This is a genomic window from Micrococcus sp. KRD026 (assembly GCF_017168445.1).
Taxonomy (GTDB): domain Bacteria; phylum Actinomycetota; class Actinomycetes; order Actinomycetales; family Micrococcaceae; genus Micrococcus; species Micrococcus luteus.
In genome coordinates this window covers 1542-21679 of the sequence record NZ_JABFBA010000026.1, presented here as the reverse complement: position 1 = coordinate 21679, position 20138 = coordinate 1542, and the positions used below count along the sequence as shown (strand labels likewise).

The window sequence follows — 20138 nt, the reverse complement described above, 5'->3', positions numbered from 1 at the left end:
CCCCGGGGCCGACGACGCCGCCCCGCCCCGCCCGAGGGCGGCCGGCGGTTCCCGTGGCCCCGCACCGGCCCGGCCGAGCCGGAACGCACGCAGGTCGCCGCGCCGCCGCTCGCCGCACCCGCAGCGGGCCCCGACGGGCTGGACGCCGCCGTCGTGCGCCGACGCGTGGCCGAGGCCCGTGCCTCGGCCGCGGACGGGGCGGAGCCGCCGCTGGCCCCGCTGATCGCCGAGGCCCTCGACGCGCCGATCGACGACCCGCGCGTGGCGGCGCTGGTCGATGAGCTCGACGGCTTCGGCCCGCTCGCACCCTGGGTGCGCACCCCGGGCGTGACCGACGTGCTCGTGGACGGCGCGGGCGCGGTGTGGACCGACGGGGACGGGGGCCTCGTCCGCCGCCCCGATCGGCTCGACCCCGCGACCGCCCGGGCGCTCGCGGTGCGGCTGCTGCACCGGGCCGGCCGCCGCCTCGACGCGGCGGTGCCGCTGGCCGACGCCCGCGTGGGCGGCGTGCGCGTCCACGCGGTCCTGCCCCCGGTCAGTGGCGGCGGCACCCTGCTGAGCCTGCGGATCCCGGCCGCGGCGACGCCGTCGCTGGCCGCGCTGGCCGACGGCTGGCCGGACGGTGCCCTCTGGGCCGACGCCCTCGAGGCGCTCGTGCGCGACCGCGCCACCGTCCTGGTCAGCGGCGCGACCGGGGCGGGCAAGACCACGCTGCTCTCCGCGGCCCTCGGCCGGGTGCCGGGGGACGAACGGATCGTCGTCGTGGAGGACACGGCCGAGGCCGCGCCCGATCACCCGCACGTGGTCGCCCTGCAGTGCCGCGCCGCCAACGCGGAGGGCGCCGGCGAGGTCGGACTGGCCGAGCTCGTCCGCCACGCGCTGCGGATGCGGCCGGACCGGCTCGTGGTCGGCGAGTGCCGCGGCGCCGAGGTGGCCGACGTCCTCACCGCCCTGAACACGGGACACCAGGGCGCGTGGGGCACCCTGCACGCCAACGCCGCCGCCGAGGTGCCCGCCCGGCTGACGGCCATGGCCTCCCTGGCCGGCTGGCGGCCCGAGACGGTGGCCGCGCAGGCCCGCGCCGGCGTGGACGCCGTGCTGCACATCGCCCGCGACGGCCACGGGCGGCACCCCGTGGAGCTCGCCGTCCCGGACCCGCGCGCCGACGGGTTCGTCCTGCTGCCCGCCCTCACGTGGCGGCCCGGGACGGAGGCGACGGGCGGGCGGACCGTCGAGGGACCCGGCGTGCCCGCGCTCGCGGCCCGGCTGGCGGGGCGGAGCGGCCGGTGAGCACGACGACGGCGGCAGGGCAGACACGACGGTCGCGCGCTGGGCGTGCCGAGCCGCTGCTGCCCTGGCGGGCGGGGCGGGCGAGGCCGGAGGAGGAGACGGAGGTGCTCGTCGGCGCGCTGCGCCGCTGGGCCGCCCTCGTCGCGGCCGGCCTGACCGAGGAGCAGGCCTGGCGGGAGACCGCGTGCACCCTGCCCGCCTGCGGGTCGGGTCCGGGCGAGGCGGGTGCCGCATGCTGTGCCCATCACCGCGCCCGACGCCGGGCCGAGGCGCTGGCCTGGGATGTGGAGGCGGGGGACGCGATGGCTCATGACGCCACCCTGCACCGGGAGGCGGCGCGCCGCGGCGGGACCCCGTCCTGGCGGACCCCCGCACGGGACCCGGGCTGGGCGCTGATCGATGCGGCGCTCGCGGCCGGGGCCCGGGCGGGCGCGGCTCCCGCAGCCGTGGCCCGGCGGTTGGCCCACAGCCTCGAGGCGGACGTGGACGCGGCCCGGGCCCGCCGCTCGGCCGCGGCGGGGCCGGGCGCGACGTCCCGACTGCTGCAGTGGCTGCCCCTGGGCGGCCTCGGCCTCGCGTGGCTGCTCGGCACCTCCCCGTGGGACCTGGTCCGCTCGCCCGTCGGCGCCGTGGTCGCCGCGGTGGGGCTGCTGTTCTGGCTGGCCGGGCGGTCCTGGACGCGCCTGCTGCTGCGTTCGGCCGCGCGCGAGCCGGCGGCCGTGGGCGCCGCCGTCGTGCTGGACGTGCTGGCGGCGCTGCTCAGCGCCGGCCGATCCCTGCCCGCCGCGCTGGACGACCTCGGCCGGACCCTGCCGGGCGCCCGCGGCCTGCGGGCCACGGCGGCGCTGCTGCTCTGGGGCCGGGACTGGGACGAGGCGTGGGCGGGCCTCGACACGGACCCGGTGTGGATCGAGACCGCCGCCCGACTGCGACCGCTGCACCGGTCCGGGATGGCCGGCGCCCGCACGCTGGCCGAGACTGCCGCCGCCGTCCGTCAGCAGACCCGGCGGGCCGACGAACGGGCGGCCGAGGAGCTCGCCGTGCGCCTGGTGATGCCGCTGGGGCTGTGCCTGCTGCCCGCCTTCGTGTGCTGGGGCGTGGTGCCCGTCGTCATGGCCCTGCTCGGGGCGGGACCGGGCTGAGGCCGTGGCGACGCCGGGGCGTCCGGTCCTGCACAGGGCCCCGATCGCCCCGGCCCATCCCCGGATCCGCATCGCCCCCGGCGCGCGGGCCCCGGAGCGGGCCAGCCTGGGACCAGCGGCCCGGCCGGGCCGTCACCACCGCCCCGCACCGCGGGGCCCACTCCAGGAGGACCACCATGACCCACCGCTCCCACACCGCCCAGCCCGCCGTCACCCGCCCCAGCGACCGCGACCGCCTCGCCCGCGTCGTCGACGCTGCGGGCGAGGAGACCGGCGCGATCACGGCCGAGTACGGCATCCTCACCCTCGCCGCCGTGGGCTTCGCGGGTGTGCTGGCCGTCGTGCTCACCAGCCCGGACGTGCAGTCGCTGCTCGTGGACCTCGTCACCGGGGCGCTCCAGCGTGACTGAGCACCCGACCTCCGCCCCGCCGTCCGCGCGCCGCACGGGCGCCCGGACGGCGGGGCGGCCCCGGGCGCTCCGGGGCGGCGAGACCGGGGCCGTCACCGCCGAGTACGCGGTGCTGCTGCCCGTGATCGCATTCGTGCTCGTATCCGTCCTGCTGGCCGGCGCCGCCGCGGTGCAGCGGGTGCGGGGTCAGGACGCGGCGGCGTCGGCCGCCCGCATCCTCGCCCGGGGCGACGACGAGGCGGTGGCCCGAGACGCCGTGGCACGCATGGCCGGCGACGACGCCTCGCTCTCGCACACCGTCGAGGGCGGCTGGGTGACCGTCGAGGTCGTCCAGCCCGGCCCCGGGCCGCTCGCCTGGGCCGAGGCCCTCACCCTCACCGCGCACGCCGCCGCCCCCGACCAGCGGCCCGGAACGCCCGCCGCTTCGCCGGAGGACCGGTCATGACCCGCGGGAGGGCGCCCGCGCGGGGCGAACGCGGCTCGGGCACCGTGTCCGTCCTGGGCACCGCCGCCCTGGGGGCGGGGCTGCTGCTGGCGGTCGCGGCGCTGGGGCAGGCCTCGGTCACCGGCGCCCGGGTGGCCGGGGCCGCCGATCTGGCGGCGCTCGCCGCCTCCGACGCCCGGCGCGGGCTCTCCGACCACGAGCCGTGCGCGCTGGCCGGGCGGACCGCCGAACGCAACGGGGCCGCCGTCGTGGCGTGCGAGGTGCGCGAGGACGGGACCGTGCGCGTCGCGGTCGAGCTCACCCGCGCCCCGCTGCCGGCGGCCACGGCCGACGCCGTCGCGGGCCCGCCGCGGTTTCAGGCCCCGGGCGCCGCGTCCGTGGCCCCGCCGGAGGAGGCGCCGCCCGAGCCGTCGGTCGAGGCGTCCGCCGGGACGAGGTGATCGGCGTGGTCCATCAGGAACCGCAGGACGGTCAGCGCACCGGCCTTGTCCAGTGGGCTGTTGCGGTTGCCGCACTTGGGGGACTGCACACAGGACGGGCAGCCCTCCGCGCACTCGCACGCCGCGATGGCCCCCGCCGTCGCCTCGACCCAGCGACGCGCCTGCTCGAAGCCGCGCTCGGCGAAGCCCGCCCCGCCGGGCCGGCCGTCGTAGACGAACACGGCGGGGGAGCCGGTGTCCGGGTGCAGGACCATCGAGACGCCGCCGATGTCCCAGCGGTCGTTCGAGGCGACGAGCGGCATCATGCCGATCATCGCGTGCTCGGCCGCGTGCAGGGCGCCGGGCAGGCGATCCGTGGTCAGCCCCGCGGCGATGAGCTCGTCCGAGGCCGCCTGGAACCACACCGCGGAGGTGAACAGGTCCCGTGCCGGCAGGTCGAGGGGCTCCTCGCCGAGCACCTCCCCGGAGACCAGGGCCTTGCGCTGGAAGGACACCACCTGGGTGCGGACCTGCACGTCCCCGAGGCACCAGCGCAGGGTGCCCTCGCGCGCGTCCAGGCGGCGGTGCACCGCCACGATCTCGATCTCCGTGACGTCCCGGGCCTGCGTGGTGAAGTCCGGCCAGGCGCGTGTGACGACCACCGCGTGCGCGTCCTCGTCCAGCTCCTCCACGAGGTACGTGCGGTCCTGGTGCACGTACACCGCGCCGGAATGCGCCTGGTAGTGGGTCTGGGGCGAGTCCATCGTGCCCAGCAGGGCGCCGGACTCGGCGTCGATGATGTCCATGGGGCCGCCGCCGTCGTCCCGCAGGGAGACCATGCCGGCGGCGTGCTCGGGGTGCGTCCAGAACCAGCCGGCCGGCCGACGGCGCAGCAGCCCCTGCTCGACCAGCACGTCCAACAGGGCGCGCACGCGCTCCGGCTCCCCGAACCAGCCGAACGCCTCGGGCGTGATCGGCAGCTCCGCGGCGGCCGCGCACAGCTGCGGGCCGAGCAGGTGTGGGTTCTCCGGGTCCACCACGGTGTCCTCCACGCCCAGGTCGAACACGGCCTCCGGGTGGTCCACCACGAACGTGTCCAGGGGGTCGTCCGAGGCCACGAAGAACGCGAGCGCGTCCTGGCCGCCGCGCCCGGCGCGGCCGATCTGCTGGAAGAACGACGCTCGGGTGCCCGGCCAGCCGGCCACCACCACGGCGTCCAGCCCCGCGACGTCGATGCCCATCTCCAGCGCCGGCGTCGAGGCCATGCCCAGCAGCCGACCCGAGCGCAGGTCCGCCTCCAGCTCCCGCCGCTCCTCGGGCAGGTAGCCCGAGCGGTAGGCCGCGATCCGGGTGCCGAGCCCCGGCTCGACCTCCTCGAGCTGCCGCTTGGCCGCGCTCGCGATGGCCTCGGCCCCGCGCCGCGAGCGGATGAACGCCAGCGTGCGGACCTGCTGCAGGGCCAGGTCGGTGACCAGGTCGGCGGCGGCGGCCATGGCCGAGCGGCGGACGGGCGCGCCGTTCTCGCCCCGGCGGTCCGTCAGCTCCGGCTCCCAGAATGCCACCGTGACCGACCCGTGCGGGGACGCGTCCTCGGTGACGGCCGTGGCCGGCGCCCCGATCAGCCGGGCGAAGTGCCCGGCCGGATCCGCCGACGTCGCCGACGCCCCGATGAACACGGTCTCCGGCCGGTCCCCGCGGTAGTGGGCGGCGATGCGCCGCAGCCGGCGCAGCAGGATGCCCACCTGCGAGCCGAAGACGCCCCGGTAGGTGTGCGACTCGTCCACCACCACGAACGCCAGGTTCCGGAAGAACGCGGCCCACCGCTCGTGGTGCGGCAGGATCCCCACGTGGAGCATGTCCGGGTTGGTCATGAGCACGCTGGCGTGCTCGCGGGCCCAGATCCGGTCCTGCGGTGCGGTGTCGCCGTCGTAGGGGGCCGCGCGCAGCCCCGGGGCGCCGTCCCGCTCGAGGGCGCGCCAGGAGGTCAGCTGGTCCGCCGCGAGGGCCTTGGTGGGGGCGAGGTAGAGTGCGGTGGCCCGGGGGTCGGCGGCCAGCCGGGTGCCGACCGCCAGCTGGTAGCCCAACGACTTGCCCGACGCCGTGCCCGTGGCGAGCACGGTGTGCGTACCCGCGCCGGCCAGGGCCGCGGCCCGCACCTGGTGCAGCCACGGCCGCTCGACGCCGCGCGCCGCGAACGCCCTGACCAGGCCCTCCGGAGCGTCCGCGGGCCAGTCCGTGTGCCGGGCCTGCCGTGCGGGCAGCTCGGTGACGTGGCGGATCTGCTCGGGCAACCCGGTCCGACCCAGCGCCGCACGGAGTCCGGCCCCCGCCGGGGTGTCCGGGCGCAGGTCGCCGGGTGCCGTGACGGACAGCCCGGCCACGACGTCGGCCACCACCTCACCGACGGGCTGCGGCTCCGGTCCGGAGGAGTCCGGGGCGGCGTCGTCGACGGGCGGCGCGGCGTCCGCCGTGCCGGGCGGCCCCCAGCCGCCCGCGGGATCCGCCCAGGGATCGTGCTCCGGCAGGTGGCCGGTCACGCCCCCATGGTGCCGGTGTGCTCGGCGGTGGGGTTGTCCTCGGCCAGGCCGCGACCCCAGATGGACACGGGGCCGAGGTCGGTCCAGGCCAGGTGGCGGTACAGCTTCTGGCCGTCCGGGGAGGCGACGAGCAGGCCGCGGCTGATCTCACCCTCGCTCATGACCTCGGAGGTGAGGTAGCGCATCACGAGGGAGCCGAGGCCGCGGCGACGGTGGTTCGGGGACGTCCAGATCCGGTCGTAGACGGCGGTGCCGTCCTCCTCGGTGACCCAGCCGAGGGCGGCGAGCTCCTCCTCGCCCTCGGGCGCGGTCGAGGCGCCGACGGCCAGGATGCGCAGGCGACGGCTGCCCTCCATCGGCTGGTCCACGCGGGCCTCATAGCCCTCGGGCAGCAGCGGGGGCTCCACGTCCTGCAGCTCGGGGTCCATGTCCATGGTCATGAAGCGCTCCGGCTCGGCCTGGGCCTTCAGACCCATGGCCTTGGGGTCCTCGCCGGCGTCGCCGAACACGGTGAGCAGGATCTGCTCCTGGTCCCGCACCGCCTCGCGCAGGTCCTCCAGCTCCGCGCGGGAGGGGTTCACCACCACGTGCTCCCACGTGGCCGGCACGTCCACCGTGGCGCGACCGGAGCCGCCGGGGATCATGTGGGCGGGGCGGGGGGTGCGCAGGGCCGCGCGTCGCCCCGCCTCCTGGCTCGTGCGGTAGCCGCGCGATCGCGACCAGGCCGCGAACCAGATGTCGACCAGTGCCGGATCCAGATGCTCAGTCATGTCTGAAGGGTAAGGCGTGAGGCCGGTGCGGGCCAGGCCCCGCCCGTCCCTCACGGCCGTCACGTCCGGGGCCGCGCACTAGCCTGGACCTCGATGAGCACCGCCGCCCTCTCCCGCATCGCGCTGTACTACCGGTTCACCCCGCTCGCCGACCCCGAGGCGGTGCGGCTGTGGCAGCGCGCGCTCGCGGCGTCCCTCGGCCTGACCGGCCGGATCATCGTGTCGCCGCAGGGGATCAACGGGACCGTCGGCGGACCGGTCGACGCGGTCAAGCGCTACGTGCGCGGCACGCGGGAGCATCCGGCGTTCCGGGACCTCGAGGTGAAGTGGTCGGGCGGCTCGGCGGCGGACTTCCCCCGCCTCTCCGTCAAGGTCAAGCCCGAGCTCGTCGCGTTCGGGGCCCCCGAGCGCATCACCGTGGACGCGGACGGCGTCGTCGGCACGGGGGAGCGGCTCACCCCCGCCCAGGTGGACGCGCTCGTCGCCGAGCGGGCCGGCACCGCGAACCCCGTGCGCTTCCTCGACGGCCGCAACACGGTGGAGGCGGCCATCGGCCGCTTCGACGGGGCCGTGGTCCCGGACGCGCACACCACCCGCGACCTGCTCGCCGCCGTCGACTCCGGGGCCCTGGACCACGTCAAGGACGCGCCGCTGATCACCTACTGCACGGGCGGCGTGCGCTGCGAGGTCCTCTCGGCCCTGCTCAAGGACCGCGGCTTCGCCGAGGTCTACCAGCTCGACGGCGGCATCGTCCGCTACGGCGAGGCCCGTGGCGACGCCGGACTGTGGCGGGGCGAGCTGGCCGTGTTCGACCGACGCCTGTCCACCCGCTTCACCGCCGACGCCGAGACCATCGGCCGGTGCGTCACGTGCGAGGCACCGACCTCGGCGCTGCGCAACTGCGCCGACCCGGCCTGCACCACGCTCGAGGTCCGCTGTGCGGCCTGCGCCGCCGACGACCCCGAGCACCGCTGTCCTGTCTGCGCCCACCGCCCCCACCCCGCCGAGAGGACCGAGGCATGAGCCCGTCGCCCCCCGCCCCGCGGCTGACCCCGGCCACGGCCGTGGCCCTCGCCGCGGACCTGGCGGCCCTGCCGTTCACCACCGCCGCCGTCGAGGGGCTGCTCGGACCCGTGGCCACGCTCGCCCTGGACCGCGAGCACGCCGAGGCCGCCCGCCGCGTCGTCGCCGGTCACCTGGCGGGCCCCGGCCGGCACGACGACGCAGCCGGCCCCGGCGACCGGCACGGCACGCGGGGCCTCGCCGCCGCCGTCGGGGCCTGGCTGCTCGGCGACCCCGTCCCCGCCGCCGACCTCGACGCCGCGCTGCCCAGCCTCGGCCTGGCCGGGGCCGTGGCGGCCGGGCTCGTCGTGGAAGGGCCGGACGGGCGCGTGCGCGGCGCGGTGGACCTCTCGCCGTACGAGGCGGACGAGCCGGGCCGGATGTGGATCGCCTCGGACCTGACGGCCCAGCAGCGGCGCGGCCCGCTGCCTCCCGAGCACGTGCTCGGCGTCGGTCGGGCCTCCCTCACACTCGCCGGCGCCACCCAGCGCCGTCCCGTGGCCCGCGCCCTCGACGTGGGGGTGGGCTGCGGGATCCAGACCCTGCACCTGCTCGCCCACGCCGACCACGTCACCGCCACGGACCTCTCCGAGCGCGCCCTGGCGTTCACCCGGTTCAACCTGCTGCTCAACGCGGACGTGCTCGGCCTCGACCGGGAGCGGCTCGAGGACCGGGTCCGGCTGGCGGCCGGCGATCTGCTGGCGCCGGTGGCGGGGGAGCGGTTCGACCTCGTGGTCTCGAACCCGCCGTTCGTGATCACCCCGCGCACGGACCCGGACGCGCCCGTGCTGACCTACCGCGACGGCGGCCGCGAGGGCGACCGGATCGTCGCGGAGCTGATCGCGGCCCTGCCGGACGTGCTCGCCGAGGGCGGCACCGCGCAGCTGCTCGCCAACTGGGAGATCCCGGCGGGTGACACCGCCGACGCCGACACCGCACCGTGGGACGCGCGCCCGCGTTCGTGGGTGGCGCCGGGGATGCAGGCCTGGTTGCTCCAGCGCGACCGGCAGGACCCCGCGGGCTACGCGGAGACGTGGCTGCAGGACTCCTCGCTCGAGCTCGACCCGCCCGCCTACGAGGCCGCCTACCGCGGGTACCTGGACGACTTCGCCGCGCGCGGGGTCGCGGGCGTGGGCTTCGGCCACGTGTGGCTGCGTCGGCCCGCCGCGGACGGCTCCCAGGGCCGGGCGTGGGTGGTCGCCGAGGAGCTGACCCAGCCGGTCGACGAGGCCCTCGGCACCGCGTGGGCCGCCGCCGTCGCCCGCCGGGACCGGCTCACCGCCGGCGCCGGGGCGGGGGACGCCGTCGGGGACCCGGCCCTGGCCGCGCTGCGCGGCCTGCACCTGCGCGTGGCCGCGGACGTCACGGAGGAGCGCCACCAGCGGTTCGGGGCAGAGCACCCCGAGGTGATCCTGGCCCGGCAGGGCTCCGGGTTCCGGCGCGTGGCGCGCCTGGACACCGCGACGGCGGGCGTGCTGTCCGCCTCCGACGGTGAGCTGTCCGTGGGGCAGCTGGTGGGCGCGGTCGCCGCGCTGCTGGAGCTGGACGACGTCGGGCGGGCCGGCCTGCTGGCCGCGCTGCGGGAGCTGTACGAGGACGGGTTCCTGGTGGAGGGCTGACGATCGGGCGGTGGCGGGCGCGGGGACGCCGGGCGTTATCGTGGGCACCGCGCCCCCTACGATGTGGGGACGTCCGCCCGACGCCGGCGTGCACCGCGCACCGGCCCGGAACCACCGCCTTCCCCGTCCGAGGAGGACCCCCTTGTCCACGTCATCCGCTTCCGTGACCGCTCCCGTGCCCGAGGGCAAGAAGCTGGTCATCGTGGAGTCCCCGGCCAAGAGCAAGTCCATCGCGAAGTACCTCAACGCGGTGGGCTCCGGCTGGGTGGTGGACTCCTCCGTGGGGCACATCCGCGACCTGCCCAAGCCCTCGGACCTGCCGGCGGACATGAAGAAGGGCCCGTTCGGGAAGTTCGCCGTGGACACGGAGCACGGCTTCACCCCGTACTACGTGGTGCACCCGGACAAGAAGAAGAAGGTCGCGGAGCTCAAGCGCGAGCTCAAGGACGCCGAGGCCCTCTACCTCGCCACGGATGCGGACCGGGAGGGCGAGGCCATCGCCTGGCACCTGCTGGACACCCTCAAGCCCACGGTGCCGGTGTACCGGATGACCTTCGGGGAGATCACCCAGGAGGGCGTGCGCCGAGGCCTGGAGAACATCCGCGAGCTGGACACGGCCCTCGTGGACGCCCAGGAGACGCGCCGCATCCTCGACCGCCTGTTCGGCTACGAGCTCTCGCCGGTGCTGTGGCGCAAGGTCTCCCGCGGGCTCTCGGCGGGCCGCGTGCAGTCGGTGGCCACCCGCCTCGTCGTCGAGCGCGAGCGGGAGCGCATGGCCTTCGTCTCCGCCCACTACTGGGGCGTGGAGGGCACCTTCACGGTGGCCGAGGGCGCGCAGGCCGCGGACGCCGTGGGCAGCTCGTTCACGGCCCGCCTCAGCACGGTGGACGGCGAGCGCGTGGCCACGGGCCGCGACTTCGACGACGCCGGGCGGCTCAAGGCCTCCGCCGGCAAGAAGGTGACCCACCTGGACGAGGCCGGCGCCCGCTCGCTGGCCGAGGGTCTGCGCGGGGCGGACTTCACGGTCGACTCGGTGGAGGACAAGCCGTACACCCGCCGCCCGGCCGCCCCCTTCACCACCTCCACGCTGCAACAGGAGGCCGCCCGCAAGCTCCGCATGAGCTCCCGCGTCTCCATGCAGGTGGCCCAGCGCCTGTACGAGAACGGCTACATCACGTACATGCGCACGGACTCGGTGAACCTCTCGCAGGAAGCCGTGCAGGCCGCCCGGCGCCAGGCCACCGAGCTCTACGGGGCGGACGCCGTGCCGGCCCAGCCGCGCGTCTACGCCAAGCGCAACGAGACCGCGCAGGAGGCCCACGAGGCCATCCGGCCCGCGGGGGACTCCTTCCGGACCCCGGCCCAGGTCAAGGCCGAGCTGCGCCCGGACGAGTTCCGCCTGTACGAGCTGATCTGGAAGCGCACCGTGGCCTCGCAGATGGCCGATGCCAAGGGCTACACCGCCACGCTGCGGCTCTCGGCCACCGCGCAGGACGGCCGCCTCGCGCAGTTCAGCGCCTCGGGCACCGTCATCACGTTCAAGGGCTTCCTCGACGCGTACGAGGAGGGCCGGGACGCCGAGGTCGACGGCGAGAACGCGGAGGCCAAGGACCGCCGCCTGCCGCAGGTGGCCCAGGGCGAGCGCCTCACCGGTGACCCGATCGAGGCCACCGGGCACGAGACCTCCCCGCCGGCCCGCTACACCGAGGCGTCGATCGTCGCCGAGCTGGAGCGCCGCGAGATCGGGCGGCCCTCCACGTACGCCCCGACGATCTCCACGATCATGGACCGCGGTTACGTGTCCAAGCGCGGCACCGCGCTCGTCCCGTCGTGGACCGCGTTCGCGGTGATCGGACTGCTCGAGGACTACTTCGCGAAGTACGTGGACTACGACTTCACGGCCCGCATGGAGGACGACCTCGACCGGATCGCCGCGGGCGAGCTCGGCCGCGAGGCCTGGCTGCAGACCTTCTACTTCGGGGCCCCCGCCGCGGAGACGGAGAAGGGCGTCGAGGGCCTCAAGCACGTGGTGGACAACCTCGGCGAGATCGACGCGCGAGCCGTGAACTCGCTGCCGATCACCGAGGACATCACCCTGCGGGTGGGCCAGTACGGCCCGTACCTGGAGCGGTCGCTGCCGGCCGACGCGGAGGCGGGCGCCACCCCGCCGCGCGCCAACGTCCCCGAGGACCTGGCCCCGGACGAGCTCACCCCGGCCAAGGCCGAGGAGCTGTTCGCCACCGCCCAGCCCTCCGAGCGCGAGCTCGGCACGGACCCGGAGACGGGCCGGACCGTCGTCGCCAGGGACGGGCGCTACGGGCCCTACGTCACCGAGGTCATCCCGGAGATGACCGAGGAGGAGCTGCAGGCCTGGCTCGACGCCCAGCCCACCGAGTACTACAAGAACGGCAAGCCCAAGCCGAAGAAGAAGCCGGCCAAGGAGAAGCCCCGCACCGGCTCCCTCTTCACGAGCATGTCCGTGGACACCGTGACCCTCGAGCAGGCGCTGCAGCTGATGTCCCTGCCGCGCGTCGTGGGCGCGGACGCCGAGGGCGAGGTCATCACCGCCCAGAACGGCCGCTTCGGGCCCTACCTGAAGAAGGGCTCGGACTCGCGCTCGCTCGAGTCCGAGGACCAGATCTTCAGCATCACGCAGGAGCAGGCCCTCGAGATCTACGCCCAGCCGAAGCAGCGTGGCCGCGGGGCCGCCAAGCCGCCGCTGGCCGAGTTCGGCGAGGACCCGGTCTCCGGCAAGAAGGTCACCGTGAAGGAGGGCCGCTTCGGCCCGTACGTCACGGACGGGGTCACCAACATCACCGTCCCGCGCGGCCGTCAGCCCGAGGAGCTCACGGCGGAGGAGGCCTACCAGCTGCTCGCGGACAAGCGTGCCAAGGGCCCGGCCACCCGCGGCGGTGCCAAGAAGCCGGCGGCCCGCAAGGCCCCGGCCAAGAAGACCACCGCGCGGAAGAAGGCCTGAGCGCCATGCGCCTCGGCGTCCTGGACATCGGGTCCAACACCGTCCACCTGCTGCTCGTGGACGCCCACCCGGGGGCCCGCCCCGTCGCCTACGCGGAGCACAAGCGCTCCCTTCCGCTGATCCGCTACCAGGACGCCGACGGGGCGATCACGGAGGAGGGACAGCGGGAGCTCGTGGACTTCGTCCGTGAGGCCGCCGCGTTCGCGGAGGAGCATCGGGCGGAGGACATGATCTCGTTCTGCACCTCGGCGATCCGCGAGTCCGCGAACGGCGCCGCCGTGCTGGCCCGCGTGCAGGCCGAGACCGGTGTGCACCTCTCCGAGCTCACGGGGGACCAGGAGTCGGCCATGACGTACTTCGCCGTGCGCCGCTGGCAGGGCTGGGGCGCCGGCTCCATCCTGAACTTCGACATCGGCGGCGGCTCCTTCGAGATCGCCTACGGCCAGGACGAGCTGCCCTCGCACGCCCTGTCCCTGCCGCTGGGCGCCGGCCGCCTCACCCGCGACTGGGTGCTCGAGGACCCGCCCAGCCCCAAGGCGGTGAAGAAGCTCCGCAAGCACGTGGAGAAGCGACTCGAGGAGGCGTATACGGCCTTCCCGCGCATCGAGTCGCCCGTGGTGGTCACCGCCACCTCGAAGACGTTCCGCTCCCTCGCCCGGATCACCGGGGCGGCGCCGTCGGCGGCGGGCCCCTTCGTGAAGCGGCACCTGCGCGCGGACGACCTGCACCTGTGGGTGAACCGCCTCGCGGCGATGACCGTCGCGGAGCGGGCGGAGCTGCCCGGCGTCTCGGACGTGCGCGCGCACCAGGTGTTCGCGGGGGCGATCGTCGCGCTGACGGCCATGCGCACGTTCGGCATCGCCCAGCTCGAGATCTGCCCGTGGGCGCTGCGCGAGGGCCTGATCCTCAACCGCCTCGACGCGCTCATGCTCGAGGGCCACCTCACCCGGGACGGCCGGCCCGGCGTCGGCCACGTGAACCTCAACCCGGACACCCTCCTGCCGGGACTGAGCCTGGGGGTGCGCTGACCATGCCGGACTCCACCGCGCACCTGGCCCCCGCGGCGCGCTTCGGAGCGGACATCCCCGTGACCCTGTCCTCCTCGTCCGTGTTCCCCCTGGGCACCCAGGACGTGTTCGCCACCGCCGAGGACCTCGGCTACGACGGCGTGGAGGTCATGGTCACGCACAACGCGTGGAGCCAGGACGCGCGGCGGCTGACGCGGCTGTCCGAGCGGCACGGGATGCCCATCGACTCCATCCACGCGCCCACCCTGCTGTTCACGCAGCAGGTCTGGGGCTCCGCGTGGTCCAAGATCCGCCGCTCCGTGGAGCTGGCGCAGGCCGTGGGCGCGGCCACCGTGGTGGCCCATCCGCCGTTCCGCTGGCAGGGCACGTACGCGGTGCGCTTCGCCGAGGGCATCCACGAGCTCATGGCGGAGACCGGCGTCGTGATCGCCGTGGAGAACATGTACCCGTGGCGGGCCTACGGCCGCGAGGCCAAGATGTACCTGCCGCACTGGAACCCGCTGCCCGAGCCGTACGAGCACATCTGCTGGGACTTCTCCCACGCGGCCATCGCGCGGGCGGACTCCCTGGCGGCCGTCCGCGAGCTCGGCCCGCGGCTGCGGCACGTCCACCTCACCGACGGCAACGACTCCGGCAAGGACGACCACCTGGCCCCCGGCGAGGGCACGCAGCGCGTGGCCGAGACCCTGCGCCACCTGGCGACCGCGGGCCTGGCCGGCACGGTGTGCGTGGAGGTGGGCACGCGCGGCGTGGAGTACGCGGGCCAGCGGGAGGAGATGCTCGCCGCCTCGCTCGCCTTCGCGCGCGATCACCTGGCCGCCGGCGGGACCGACCACCACCACGACGACGCCCCGCGCCCGACCACGAAGGAGACGGACCGACCATGAAGCTGACCATCCTGGGCCTGGGCACCATGACCGGGGCCATCCTCGCCGGAGCCCTCGACGCCGGCGCCGTGCGCGCCGAGGACGTCACCGCCACCACCCGCTCCGCCGCCTCCGCCGAGAAGGCCGCCGCGCAGCACGGCGTCACCGTGACCTCCCAGGAGCGGGACGAACGCGCCAACCATGCCGCGGTCGCCGAGGCGGACATCGTCCTGGTGGGCGTGAAGCCGAAGGACATGGTCGCCACCCTCACGGACCTGGCGCCGTCGCTGCGCCCCGAGACCGTGGTGGTGTCCGTGGCAGCCGGCGTCACCTCCGCCACCATGGCCGCCGTGCTGCCGGCGGGGCAGCCGATCGTGCGGACCATGCCGAACACGCCCCTGACGGTGGGCTCCGGCGTCGTCGGCATGGCCCCCGGGCCGGGCGTCACCGAGGAGCAGACCGCCGCCGTGCGCGCCCTCTTCGAGGGCTCCGGCCTGGTGGTGCCGGTGGCCGAGGAGCAGCTCTCCGCCGTGGTGGCCACCGCCGGCTCCGCCCCGGCCTACGTGTTCCTGCTGGCCGAGCTGATCGCCGCCCACGGCGCCGAGATGGGACTGGACGCCGCCTCCGCCGAGGCCATGGCCGCGGCCACCGTCAAGGGCGCCGGTATCATGCTCCAGCAGGAGGGGGCCAGGGCCGAGGCTCTGCGCAAGGCCGTGATGAGCCCGAACGGCACCACCGAGAAGGCCGTGGAGGCGTTCCTGGACGGCGGCATGGACGACCTCGTGAACCGTGCCATGGACGCGGCCGCGCAGCGCGACAAGGAAATGGCCGAGGAGTTCGGGGCCTGACGGTTCCGGCGTGCCTCAGGGCCGGGCCGCGAACCGGTCGATGAGGTCGGTGTGGCCCGAGACGATGAGGGTGTCGCGCGGGCCCACCCGGGTGTCCGGCTGGGCGTAGGTGAAGTCCTCGCCCGGGGTCTTCACGCCCACCACGGTCACGCCGTACTTGGATCGCACGTGGGACTCGGCGAGCGTGAAGCCCACGCACTCGGCCGGCGGGTACATCTTCACGATCGCGAAGTCGTCGTCGAACTCGATGAAGTCGAGCATGCGCCCGTTCACGAGGTGGGCGGCGCGCACGCCGGCGTCGTGCTCGGGGAAGATCACGTGGTTCGCCCCGATCCGCTTGAGGATCGTGCCGTGCGCCTCGCTGATCGCCTTCACCCAGATGTGGGGGATCTCCAGGTCCACGAGGTTCACGGTGATCAGCACCGATGCCTCGATGGAGGTGCCCACGCCGACCACCGCCGTCGCGAAGTCCTGCGCGCCAAGCTGGCGCAGGGCCTCGGGGTCGGTGGCGTCCGCCTCCACCACGTGGGTGAGCGAGGGGGCGAAGCGCTGCACGAGGACGGGGTCCCGCTCGACGGCGAGCACCTCGCGGCCCTGGGCGACGAGCTCCTCGGCCGTGGCGGCGCCGAAGCGGCCCAGCCCCACGACGAGCACGGGGGCGTTGGGATCGGTGCGCTGCGGGGCGTCAGCCAATGATCGGCCTCTCGACGGGGAAGCGGTAGAGCACGCGCCGCTGGCGCAGGGCCAGGGCGGCGGCGAACGTGATCGTACCAACGCGGCCCGCGAACATCATGGCCGTCAGGACGTACTTGCCGGTCGGTGGGCTCTCCGCGGAGACGCCCACGGAGAGCCCGCACGTGCCGAACGCGGAGATCACCTCGAACAGGGGCCGCTGGAGGGACTCGTCGGTGATGTGCACCAGCGCCAGAGTGGCCACGAGCACGAGGGTGGCACCGAGGGCGAGCACCGCGATGGCCACGCGCAGGGACTCGGGGGCGATCGTGCGGCCGTGCGCCGTCACCTCGCGGTCGCCGCGCGCCTCCGCCACGATCGCGAGGAACATGATCGCCAGCGTGGTCACCTTGATGCCGCCCGCGGTGGAGGCGGACCCGCCGCCCACGAACATCAGCGCGTCCATGAGCAGCAGGGACTCGGGCCGGTGCGCGTTCGTGTCGTCGATCGCGAAGCCGCCGGAGCGGGTCATCACGGAACCGAAGAGCGAGTGCCCGACCCGCTGCCAGAAGCCCATCCCGGCCTGGGTCGCCGGGTTGCCCGCCTCGAAGAAGAAGAGGGCGACGGCGCCGAGCACCAGCAGCGCCAGCGTCACCTCGACCGTGAGCTTGGTGTGCAGGTTCCACTCCCGGAATCGCCACCCCTTCTCCAGCAGCACCATGACCACGGGGAAGCCGAGCGCGCCGAGGAACACACCGACGCCGAGCACCGTGATGATCACCGGGTCGTGCATGATCTCCGGCAGGCCGTCCACGTGCAGGGTGAACCCCGCGTTGTTGAAGGCGCTGACCGAGTAGAAGACCCCGTGCCACAGGCCGGTGAGCCACGAGCCGGAGATGGCCGCGAACCGCGGCACGAGGACGAGCGCCAGCGCGGCCTCGGCGGTCAGCACCGTCACGACGACGACGCGCAGCAGCTGGCCGACCTCGCCGAGACTGCCGGAGGTCATGCCCGCCTGCTGCGTCGCCAGCTTCGACCTCAGGCCCAGATGCCGGGAGACGGCCAGCGTGAGCAGCGAGGCAATCGAGAGGATGCCCAGGCCGCCGATCTGGATGGCCACGAGGATGATCACCTGGCCCGCGGGGGACCAGTGCGCGGCCGTGTTGACGGTGGTCAGACCGGTCACGGAGAAGGCGGAGACCGCGGTGAACATGGCGTCGTGCAGGGGGGTGGCGTGGCCGTCCGCCGCGGCCCACGGCAGGGCGAGGAGCCCGGTGAACACCAGGGCCATGAGGGCGAAGGCGGAGAGGGCGGCGCGGGCCGGGGAGCCGCCCACCACCGAGCTGACGGCGCGGCCCGAGCGCCGCAGCACCGTGCGCAGGTCGGTCGAGGACTCCAGCGTGGAGGCCTGGCCGGGCCGGGGGAGGCCGCCGGGCCGGCGCACCCCGCCGTGTCGGCGGGCGTGCGGAGTCGGACGGGGACCTGCCACGGGGCACCTCCTGCACGGGGGACGGGAAACGGACCGGCTCCCAGTATCGCGCGCGCCGTGGCCCGCGCGTCACGCGGGCGAGACATCCGAGGCGATCGTCGCCACCGTGCCGCCCGGAGCCCTAGGCTGGACCGTGATGAGCACCACGTCCACCCCTCCCGCTCCCACCCCCGCTGCTGTGGTGTGGGACTCCAGCCTGCTCCGCTACCGGTTCAGCGCGGAGCACCCGATGGCGCCCCTGCGGCTGGATCTCACGCACCGGCTCGTGGAGGCGTTCGGCCTGCTGGACGCGCCCCACGTGCGGATCGTGGAGCCGCCCGTGGCCACGGACGAGCAGCTCGCCCTCGTCCACGACCCCGAGTACGTCGCCGCCGTCCGCCGGGCCGCGGCGACGTCGTCGGCCGAGGACGGCCGCTTCGGCCTGGGCACCGAGGACTGTCCCGTGTTCCCGGACCTGCACGAGTCCGCCGCCCGGATCGCGGGCGGCTCCCTCGTCGCCGCGGAGGCGATCTGGTCCGGCGAGGTGGACCGCGCCGTGAACTTCGCCGGCGGCATGCACCACGCCGCCCGGTCCTCGGCGTCCGGGTTCTGCATCTACAACGACTGCGCCGTGGCCATCCAGCGCCTGCTGGACCTCGGCGCGGAGCGCGTGGCCTACGTCGACGTGGACGCGCACCACGGCGACGGCACGCAGTCGATCTTCTACGACGACCCCCGCGTGCTCACCATCTCCCTGCACGAGACGGGCATCAGCCTGTTCCCGGGCACGGGCTTCGCCAACGAGATCGGCGGCTCGGCCGCCCAGGGCACGGCGGTGAACGTCGCGCTGCCCCCGCGCACCGGTGACGCCGGCTTCCTGCGCGCCGCCCACGCCGTGGTCCCGCCCCTGCTGGAGGCGTTCGCCCCGGACGTGCTGGTCAGCCAGCACGGCTGCGACGGCCACCTCACGGACCCGCTCGCCGACCTGCGGCTGAGCGTGGACGGCCAGCGCCAGCTCGCATTCGACGTCGGCGACTGGGCCGACCGGTTCGCGTACGGCCGGTGGCTGGCCACCGGGGGCGGCGGCTACAACCCGCTGCGGGTGGTGCCGCGCGCGTGGGCCCACCTGACCGCCGCCGTCCTGCAGACCCCGATCCCCGTGAGGAGCGAGATCCCCGCCGCCTGGATCGAGCACGTCCGGGCCCTCACCGCGGACGAGCTGACCGGGGACATGTCCGTGCACGAGGGGGACGACGCCGAGCGGATCCCCACCGTGATGGGCGAGGACGCGGACGTGTGGTGGCGCTCGTGGGAGGTGGGCTACGACCCGGCCGACCCGGTGGACCAGTCGATCATGGCCACGCGCCGCGAGGTGTTCCCGCTGCACGGGCTCGACCCCTGGTTCGACTGAGCCGGTCCCCGTCCCGGTTCGACCGGGGCCCGTGCGGCCGGTATTGTGGCCGAGAACGTTTCCAGGCGTTCCACATCCGGTGGAATGCGGGTCGGCGTGTCCGGCGCCCCGGATGCCTGCGGTCCCACGACCGCCGACCCTCGCCCCGATTCAAGGAGTCCCCATGGGATCTGTGATCAAGAAGCGCCGCAAGCGCATGTCGAAGAAGAAGCACCGCAAGCTGCTTCGCAAGACCCGTCACCAGCGTCGCAACAAGAAGTGACGCCCGCGCCCTCCGGGCGCTGACGAGACGAAGCCGCCGTCCCCTTCCGGGGGGACGGCGGCTTCGTCGTGGACGGCGATCCGTAGAGTGGGGGCCATGACCGTCGACCTGCCCGCCGCCACCGCCCGCGTCCAGCTGCTCGTGAAGCCCGGCTGTCACCTGTGCGCCGAGGCCGAGGCCACGGTGGTGCAGGTGTGCGACGCGCGGGGCGAGGCCTGGGAGGCCGTGGACGGGGCCGCGCACCCGGACCTGCTCGAGCGCTTCGTGGACGAGGTGCCCGTGCTCTTCGTGGACGGCGTCCAGCGCGACTTCTGGCGCGTGGACCCGGCCCGCCTGGGCCGGCTCCTGGACGCCCCGCGGGCCTGAGCGGGCTCAGCGGCGCGCGAAGCGCTGCCAGGTCTTCAGCCGCATGTACTCCGTGGCGTCCGGGCGGTAGGCGAGCACGATGCCGGCGACGCCGAGGCCCACCCACACGAGGTCCAGCGGGCTGAACGCCCCCATCACGGCGTTGGAGACCAGCACCAGCACGGACAGGGACGCCAGCACCGTTCCGACGATGCGCGCGGCGCGCGAGCCGCCGCGGATCGCGAACGCCACCCACAGGTAGACGAGGAACGCGAGCACGCCGAACACGGCCGCCGTCGTGGCGAGGGCCGGGAGCATCCCGTCCATCATGGTGCGCATCTGCTCCGCCTGGTCGGCGGGCAGATTCATCTGTTCGACGGACCGGTCCAGCTCCTGCTGGATCGCGACCTGGCCCTCCGGCTGGGTGATGGCGAAGGCCGCCAGCAGGGTCGTCGCCAGCAGCAGGAGGCCGCCCGAGACGATCAGCCAGAACGCGGCCGTCAGGGAGCGCGGCCGCGGGGGCAGCTCGACCGGGCCGGGAGACTGCCAGCCGGCGGGGCCGTGGGG

Annotated in this window: 19 protein-coding genes; 14 read left to right on the top strand and 5 right to left on the bottom strand. The window is 75.2% G+C overall.

Translation table 11 applies throughout. From position 1 onward, the window contains the following. From J1M40_RS09515 to J1M40_RS09495, 5 genes are all read left to right on the top strand, one after another. On the top strand, positions 1–1290 hold a 1290-nt coding region (locus J1M40_RS09515), incomplete at its 5' end, for a CpaF family protein (protein WP_206450738.1). Positions 1291–1394: 104 nt separating this feature from the next. Then, entirely contained in the window at positions 1395–2432 is a 1038-nt protein-coding gene (locus tag J1M40_RS09510; protein ID WP_141844185.1) for a type II secretion system F family protein, read from the top strand. A 176-nt stretch (positions 2433–2608) separates the two neighbouring features. Beyond that, positions 2609–2842: a DUF4244 domain-containing protein gene (locus J1M40_RS09505; RefSeq protein WP_044658881.1), complete on the top strand. Its 234-nt coding sequence runs from the start codon at positions 2609–2611 to the stop codon at positions 2840–2842. Beyond that, on the top strand, positions 2835–3287 hold the full coding sequence (locus tag J1M40_RS09500) for a TadE family type IV pilus minor pilin (protein ID WP_101967384.1): 453 nt from the start codon (positions 2835–2837) through the stop codon (positions 3285–3287). Before J1M40_RS09505 ends, J1M40_RS09500 begins: the two co-directional genes overlap by 8 nt. Further along, complete coding sequence (locus J1M40_RS09495) at positions 3284–3727, top strand: Rv3654c family TadE-like protein (protein ID WP_101967385.1); 444 nt, start codon at positions 3284–3286, stop codon at positions 3725–3727. The genes J1M40_RS09500 and J1M40_RS09495 overlap by 4 nt, the downstream gene beginning before the upstream one ends. Here the strand turns inward: J1M40_RS09495 and J1M40_RS09490 are convergent. Next, complete coding sequence (locus J1M40_RS09490) at positions 3643–6243, bottom strand: Zn-binding domain-containing protein (RefSeq protein WP_206450737.1); 2601 nt, start codon at positions 6241–6243, stop codon at positions 3643–3645. The genes J1M40_RS09495 and J1M40_RS09490 overlap by 85 nt on opposite strands. Beyond that, complete coding sequence (locus J1M40_RS09485; RefSeq protein ID WP_020626505.1) at positions 6240–7013, bottom strand: GNAT family N-acetyltransferase; 774 nt, start codon at positions 7011–7013, stop codon at positions 6240–6242. Before J1M40_RS09485 ends, J1M40_RS09490 begins: the two co-directional genes overlap by 4 nt. A gap of 93 nt (positions 7014–7106) precedes the next feature. Here J1M40_RS09485 and J1M40_RS09480 point away from each other — a divergent pair, with 93 nt between their 5' ends. From J1M40_RS09480 to proC, 6 genes are all read left to right on the top strand, one after another. Continuing rightward, positions 7107–8036: a rhodanese-related sulfurtransferase gene (locus tag J1M40_RS09480; RefSeq protein WP_098094471.1), complete on the top strand. Its 930-nt coding sequence runs from the start codon at positions 7107–7109 to the stop codon at positions 8034–8036. Further along, entirely contained in the window at positions 8033–9694 is a 1662-nt protein-coding gene (locus J1M40_RS09475) for a methyltransferase (RefSeq protein WP_206450736.1), read from the top strand. The genes J1M40_RS09480 and J1M40_RS09475 overlap by 4 nt, the downstream gene beginning before the upstream one ends. A gap of 142 nt (positions 9695–9836) precedes the next feature. Beyond that, positions 9837–12671, top strand: a complete 2835-nt coding sequence (gene topA, locus J1M40_RS09470; protein WP_061867164.1) for a type I DNA topoisomerase — start codon at positions 9837–9839, stop codon at positions 12669–12671. A gap of 5 nt (positions 12672–12676) precedes the next feature. Further along, positions 12677–13699: an exopolyphosphatase gene (locus J1M40_RS09465; protein WP_036341216.1), complete on the top strand. Its 1023-nt coding sequence runs from the start codon at positions 12677–12679 to the stop codon at positions 13697–13699. Positions 13700–13701: 2 nt separating this feature from the next. Further along, positions 13702–14586, top strand: a complete 885-nt coding sequence (locus tag J1M40_RS09460) for a sugar phosphate isomerase/epimerase (protein WP_049147923.1) — start codon at positions 13702–13704, stop codon at positions 14584–14586. Beyond that, entirely contained in the window at positions 14583–15413 is an 831-nt protein-coding gene (proC, locus tag J1M40_RS09455) for a pyrroline-5-carboxylate reductase (RefSeq protein WP_145950853.1), read from the top strand. Before J1M40_RS09460 ends, proC begins: the two co-directional genes overlap by 4 nt. 15 nt (positions 15414–15428) lie before the next feature. Here the strand turns inward: proC and J1M40_RS09450 are convergent, their stop codons facing one another. Both J1M40_RS09450 and J1M40_RS09445 read right to left on the bottom strand, forming a co-directional pair. Beyond that, positions 15429–16106: a TrkA family potassium uptake protein gene (locus J1M40_RS09450; protein WP_145950854.1), complete on the bottom strand. Its 678-nt coding sequence runs from the start codon at positions 16104–16106 to the stop codon at positions 15429–15431. Beyond that, positions 16099–17574, bottom strand: coding sequence for a TrkH family potassium uptake protein (locus J1M40_RS09445; RefSeq protein ID WP_145950855.1), 1476 nt, complete (start codon positions 17572–17574; stop codon positions 16099–16101). Before J1M40_RS09445 ends, J1M40_RS09450 begins: the two co-directional genes overlap by 8 nt. Positions 17575–17710: 136 nt before the next feature. Between J1M40_RS09445 and J1M40_RS09440 the strand changes: the two genes are divergently transcribed. From J1M40_RS09440 to J1M40_RS09430, 3 genes are all read left to right on the top strand, one after another. Next, complete coding sequence (locus tag J1M40_RS09440; protein WP_063189786.1) at positions 17711–18964, top strand: acetoin utilization protein AcuC; 1254 nt, start codon at positions 17711–17713, stop codon at positions 18962–18964. Positions 18965–19127: 163 nt separating this feature from the next. Beyond that, positions 19128–19226 (top strand): AURKAIP1/COX24 domain-containing protein, encoded by a 99-nt coding sequence (locus J1M40_RS09435; RefSeq protein ID WP_005504750.1) that lies wholly within the window; start codon positions 19128–19130, stop codon positions 19224–19226. A gap of 96 nt (positions 19227–19322) precedes the next feature. Beyond that, positions 19323–19592, top strand: a complete 270-nt coding sequence (locus tag J1M40_RS09430) for a glutaredoxin family protein (RefSeq protein ID WP_206450735.1) — start codon at positions 19323–19325, stop codon at positions 19590–19592. 6 nt (positions 19593–19598) lie between these two features. Here the strand turns inward: J1M40_RS09430 and J1M40_RS09425 are convergent. Continuing rightward, the coding region (locus tag J1M40_RS09425) for a hypothetical protein (protein WP_206450734.1) at positions 19599–20138 on the bottom strand (540 nt) is incomplete at its 5' end.

Excerpts from the sequence above, each read along its gene's own strand:
- J1M40_RS09505 (WP_044658881.1), top strand. The coding sequence starts at position 2,609 with ATGACCCACCGCTCCCACACCGCCCAGCCCGCCGTCACCCGCCCCAGC.
- J1M40_RS09495 (WP_101967385.1), top strand. The coding sequence starts at position 3,284 with ATGACCCGCGGGAGGGCGCCCGCGCGGGGCGAACGCGGCTCGGGCACC.
- J1M40_RS09485 (WP_020626505.1), bottom strand. The coding sequence starts at position 7,013 with ATGACTGAGCATCTGGATCCGGCACTGGTCGACATCTGGTTCGCGGCC.
- J1M40_RS09480 (WP_098094471.1), top strand. The coding sequence starts at position 7,107 with ATGAGCACCGCCGCCCTCTCCCGCATCGCGCTGTACTACCGGTTCACC.
- J1M40_RS09475 (WP_206450736.1), top strand. The coding sequence starts at position 8,033 with ATGAGCCCGTCGCCCCCCGCCCCGCGGCTGACCCCGGCCACGGCCGTG.
- J1M40_RS09465 (WP_036341216.1), top strand. The coding sequence starts at position 12,677 with ATGCGCCTCGGCGTCCTGGACATCGGGTCCAACACCGTCCACCTGCTG.
- J1M40_RS09460 (WP_049147923.1), top strand. The coding sequence starts at position 13,702 with ATGCCGGACTCCACCGCGCACCTGGCCCCCGCGGCGCGCTTCGGAGCG.
- proC (WP_145950853.1), top strand. The coding sequence starts at position 14,583 with ATGAAGCTGACCATCCTGGGCCTGGGCACCATGACCGGGGCCATCCTC.
- J1M40_RS09440 (WP_063189786.1), top strand. The coding sequence starts at position 17,711 with ATGAGCACCACGTCCACCCCTCCCGCTCCCACCCCCGCTGCTGTGGTG.
- J1M40_RS09435 (WP_005504750.1), top strand. The coding sequence starts at position 19,128 with ATGGGATCTGTGATCAAGAAGCGCCGCAAGCGCATGTCGAAGAAGAAG.
- J1M40_RS09430 (WP_206450735.1), top strand. The coding sequence starts at position 19,323 with ATGACCGTCGACCTGCCCGCCGCCACCGCCCGCGTCCAGCTGCTCGTG.